Source organism: Chamaesiphon sp. OTE_20_metabat_361 (genome assembly GCF_031364565.1).
The window spans coordinates 1-4,307 of sequence record NZ_JANLWO010000321.1 but is presented as its reverse complement, the minus strand read 5'-3'; the positions used below and the strand labels follow the sequence as shown (position 1 = coordinate 4,307).

Annotated in this window: 5 protein-coding genes and 1 pseudogene; 4 read left to right on the top strand and 2 right to left on the bottom strand. The window is 45.9% G+C overall.

What is annotated here, in order from left to right; all coding sequences use genetic code 11:
• The first annotated feature begins 13 nt into the window (after positions 1-13).
• The 4 genes from cobI (at position 14) to RMO35_RS09525 (ending at position 3,158) form a co-directional block, all read left to right on the top strand.
• Entirely contained in the window at positions 14-724 is a 711-nt protein-coding gene (gene cobI / locus RMO35_RS09540) for a precorrin-2 C(20)-methyltransferase (protein WP_396135638.1), read from the top strand.
• 243 nt (positions 725-967) lie between these two features.
• Complete coding sequence (locus RMO35_RS09535; protein WP_309740578.1) at positions 968-1,549, top strand: phycobilisome protein; 582 nt, start codon at positions 968-970, stop codon at positions 1,547-1,549.
• The gene (locus RMO35_RS09530; protein WP_309740576.1) at positions 1,542-2,009 is read left to right on the top strand and encodes a DUF2656 domain-containing protein; all 468 of its coding nucleotides are present in this window, start codon (positions 1,542-1,544) and stop codon (positions 2,007-2,009) included. The genes RMO35_RS09535 and RMO35_RS09530 overlap by 8 nt, the downstream gene beginning before the upstream one ends.
• A gap of 240 nt (positions 2,010-2,249) precedes the next feature.
• A complete protein-coding gene (locus RMO35_RS09525) occupies positions 2,250-3,158 on the top strand; it encodes a DnaJ domain-containing protein (protein WP_309740574.1) in 909 nt (302 codons plus the stop codon).
• Positions 3,159-3,190: 32 nt separating this feature from the next.
• Here RMO35_RS09525 and RMO35_RS09520 read toward each other — a convergent pair whose 3' ends face one another.
• Both RMO35_RS09520 and RMO35_RS09515 read right to left on the bottom strand, forming a co-directional pair.
• Positions 3,191-3,637 carry a transcriptional regulator gene (locus RMO35_RS09520; protein ID WP_309740572.1) on the bottom strand — a complete coding sequence of 149 codons (447 nt, stop codon included), beginning with the start codon at positions 3,635-3,637 and terminating at the stop codon, positions 3,191-3,193.
• A 2-nt stretch (positions 3,638-3,639) separates the two neighbouring features.
• Positions 3,640-4,307 (bottom strand): annotated as a pseudogene (locus tag RMO35_RS09515) (AAA family ATPase); the annotation flags it as partial.

The following is a 4,307-nucleotide window of genomic DNA, read 5'->3' as shown; positions in this document are numbered from 1 at the left end:
CGGAGCAGGAATAATGGTTGCAATCCAGACAGGAAGATTATACGGGATCGGGGTTGGCCCTGGCGATCCGGAGTTATTGACACTCAAGGCATTGCGACTGTTGCAAGCGGCTCCAGTAGTTGCCTATCAGTCGGCAAACGATCGTGAAAGCATCGCTCGCTCGATTGTTGCACCCTATCTGACTGGCAATCAAATCGAAGTGCCGTTTCATTTTCCACGCGCCCTCGATCCGGAAGCCGCGCAAGAATTATATGCCGAAGCAATTAAGCCGATCTCGGCACATTTAGCAGTAGGGCGTGATGTAGTGGTTCTATGTTGTGGCGATCCGTTATTTTACGGCTCGTTTATGTATTTATTTACCCGGTTAGCCGATCGATTTGTCACCGAAATCGTGCCCGGTGTATCGTCCCCAATGGGTGCCGCCGCCGCGATCGGGATGCCATTATGTTACCGTAATGATATTTTTAGCGTCCTATCAGCAACTTTACCTGTCGAAGTATTAACCACCCAATTAGCTAATGCCGATGCGGTGGCGATTATCAAATTGCGTCGTCATTTCGATAAAGTTTATCAAATATTGACCGATTTAGATTTACTCGATCGTGCTAAATATATTGAACATGCAACTGGTACCGAGCAAAAGATCATCTCGATCGCAGATGTCGATCCGCGTAATGTTCCCTATTTTTCCATGATTATCGTCCCCAGCAAAACCCAACTCTAAGTTAAAAATCCCCTCTTGGGAGGGGTGCCCGTAGGGCGGGGTGGGTAGGTCTTCGCTATCGACTAACGATCTCCGAATGATGGACATCGCATTCATATCTCTATTGTGCTAGCAATGTCAAGATATTCAGAATTATGAGATTTCAGCGGAGATCTTACCCACCCCGCCCGCTGGGCACCCCTCCAAGGAGGGGACTTTTAAGTAGACAGTAAGATTTCACCATTCGTAAATTCATAAAATCACATGCTGACCGATCGAATCAAAGATTTAATTGCTAGAGCTAGAATTGTCAGCTTCGCCAGTTGGGAGTCCTCACATCCCGCCGCTAGCATCGCTATTTTTCAAGCGGCTGAAGATGCCAGAGTCTATCTCACCGATGCCGACTACGCCCAGATCGCGGCATTATCGCCCCAGACTTCCCAGCTTATACCGATTTCAACCTTACTACGCGATCGAGTCGTTGAAATCATCGATGAAGCGAGAACCCATGTCTACGCCAAGTTTCCACACATTTCCGAGCCAGGTGGCGGACTCTATCCCCCCGAACGCGCCGAGGCTTGCTGGCGCGACTTCTGGCATTACTTACGCCCCATCACTTATGGATTGGCTGGCGAAAATTCTGACTATCTCAGTGCCGAAGGCTTAGCAAATATGCGGGTACTCTATCAAGAATTGGAAGTACCCCTCGATGCGATGACAGTCGGACTCCAAGGACTCAAAACCGCCAGTTTAAACCGGATCGATCCCAGCCAACACGAGATCGTCATCCCCTATTTCGATCCACTGATTACCCAATTACAATCCTTCTCAGCCAGCCATGAATAGCCCTCAAACCTTACGAATGTTGCTCTCCCACAACTTTGATATTATGGATCCTAATGTACCCGTACTGAGCCGGGAAGCCTTCACACAGATATTTGTCGAGGGCTTTACCGATCGCCCAGAAGTGCAGTGTCGTCAGATAAATAATCCTCACTGGATTCTCGAAGTTGTGGCTCCTGCTAATGCTTCGCCGCAACAACTCGGCGAAAAATGCGCTCAAATCCTGGCTCAGAGTCGATCGCAATCGATCGGGAAATTAGACTTTGATATCCTGATCCTCGGCGGCATCAAGACGACTCCCGCCACTAGCAATAATCCCGATGCCCTCCAACCCAATCAATGGGGTGTCGATGTCGTCGAAACCAAGTCAGGCGCACACTTCCTACAATCGATCGACTGGGATGGCACGATCTCCGGTAAATCCGCCGATAGTATCTTCAAGGCAGAAGCGATCGGTGGATAATGGCATGTGCCTGCTGCACAAGTAATTGCACATTAGCTTACACTCAACAGCTTCATCCCTGCAATCCGTCCATTCATGTAGCTGCATACTCTAACTCGATTGCGGCTAGCTCTCTAGGTTTAGATAAGTAGATCGAGTCAAAGTATTGTGGGTAATGCAATCGGAAATGTGTAAGTAAGCGGAGTTATTTGGGTACTATAATCTTGCACAGTTAGATCTTGACCTTTACTTGCACTCCAGATGGAAGACTACTATAAAATTCTTGAAGTCACTCCAAAAGCTTCTTCTACGGACATTAAAGCTGCTTATAGATCGCTGTGCCAAGAATATCATCCAGATAAACTACCGATCGGAACTCCCGAAAAAGCCCGCAAACATATAGAAGAGCGTTTTAAGCAAGTTAACGAAGCTTACAGTGTAATAAGTAATCCAGAAATGAGACAAGCTTACGATCTCAAATGCTCTCAGGGAGTATTTTCCTCGGATAATCAAGATTCAACCACCTGCCAGTCCAGTGTTATTTTTGAGCCTGAAAAATTAAGACAGGTCGCTGAACGATTGGAAGCACTCAAGAAGAATATTGAATTGGAATATAAGGAAACTCAAGTTGAAGCGGATCGATTTGTTAAGCAACAAATCAAGGGGATGGGGTATAAGGAAGAGGATTTAGAGGGAAATACCGTAATAGGAAAGATAGGGATTTCTATTTTCACCTTATGTCTTTTCTTTATAGGAATAGGATGGATGGCATCAGGCACTATGCTATTGGGTATCGCTTGGGCTGGATTTTGGCTACTAAGTTTTCTAAAAGTAATTTCTTCACCAACTTTAAGTATTAAAACTGCTCAAAAAATTCAATTAATTAAGAAAAAAGCAAGTGAGAAAAAATTAAAAGCTCAACAAAAACAGCAAAAGGAATTGGATGAGATGAAGCAATATCAACAAGGACGGGTTAACTTTTTTAAATCTATCCCTATTTTTATGCTTTCAGAAGACTATATTGCGAATCTGACTGATGAAGACCAGTTATATCTACTTCAATCTCTCAATGAGCGAAATGATGCTGCGGACTTAGGTCAAAATGTACAGGCTGTTGCACAAGTGGCAATTGGAGTTGGACTTTTGGCTGTCCTGTTTGGTGTGGGGTAAATTAGATTCGAGATTTGAGGTAAATATTGATGTTAGTTATCAAAAAACAGCGATGGGGAAACCTTGAAAAACTTGCCTAGTGCCTTAGCAGCAGCTCTACTAATGCCACGCTTGCCATTAAGCACTTCCGAAGCTATTCCTTGAGAACCGAATACTGGTAACAAGTCTTTTTGCTTTAATCCTCGATCGCGTATTAACTCAGTTAAAATCTCTAAAGGAGTAGCAGCTTTAAGTTGATAATGCTGGCTTTCAAAGCTTTCAATTAAATTCACCAATAGTTTGAGTAGCCGCTCTTGTGCTGGGGATATTGCATCACCTAGCCGCATTAGTTTAGTAACTTCTGCTAAGTAAAATTCATTTTCTTCTTCTGTGTCAATCACCTTGGGTTGCACTGCTACTAGCAATTGGGCATATTCTTTATCTAATGCAGCTATTGTCGATCGCGGTTTTTCAAGCTGGCTGTATTTAGTTGAAGCCATTCCTACGCCGAAGTCTTGAGATTGATGCCCAATACCTGAGTATAAGCTCCCCGTGCTTGCGTCACCCCGATCGTCCTGTCAGCAGCTTCAATCATCGGACGACGCAGACTCACTACCAAAAACTGCGCTCGATTGGCTTGCTTGCGAATCATCTTCGACAGGCGTTCTACGTTCGCCCCATCCAGGAACATATCTACCTCATCGAAGGCATAGAAGGGCGATGGACGGTAGCGTTGGAGGGCGAAGATAAAACTTAGAGCCGTCAGGGATTTCTCGCCCCCAGACATTGAAGAGAGCCGCTGTACGGGTTTACCTTTGGGGTGAGCGACGAGATTTAGACCGCCGCTAAATGGATCTTCGGCGTTTTCTAATTGGAGGAAGCCGTCGCCGTCAGAGAGTTCGGCGAAGATATCTTGGAAATTGAGGTTGACGGCATCGAAGGCTTCGCTAAAGGCTTGGAAGCGCAGGGTGGTGAAGTTTTCGATGCGGAGGAGAAGTTCCATGCTTTCGGCTTCGAGGGTGCCGAGTTTGTCGCTGAGTTCTTGGAGGCGATTGTTGGTTTCTTCGTATGCTTCGAGGGCGAGCATGTTGACGGGTTCCATTGCTTCCATTCGTTTTTGGAGCAGGCGGATTTGGGATTGGAGGGCGGATAGGTATTCGTCGGTTTGGG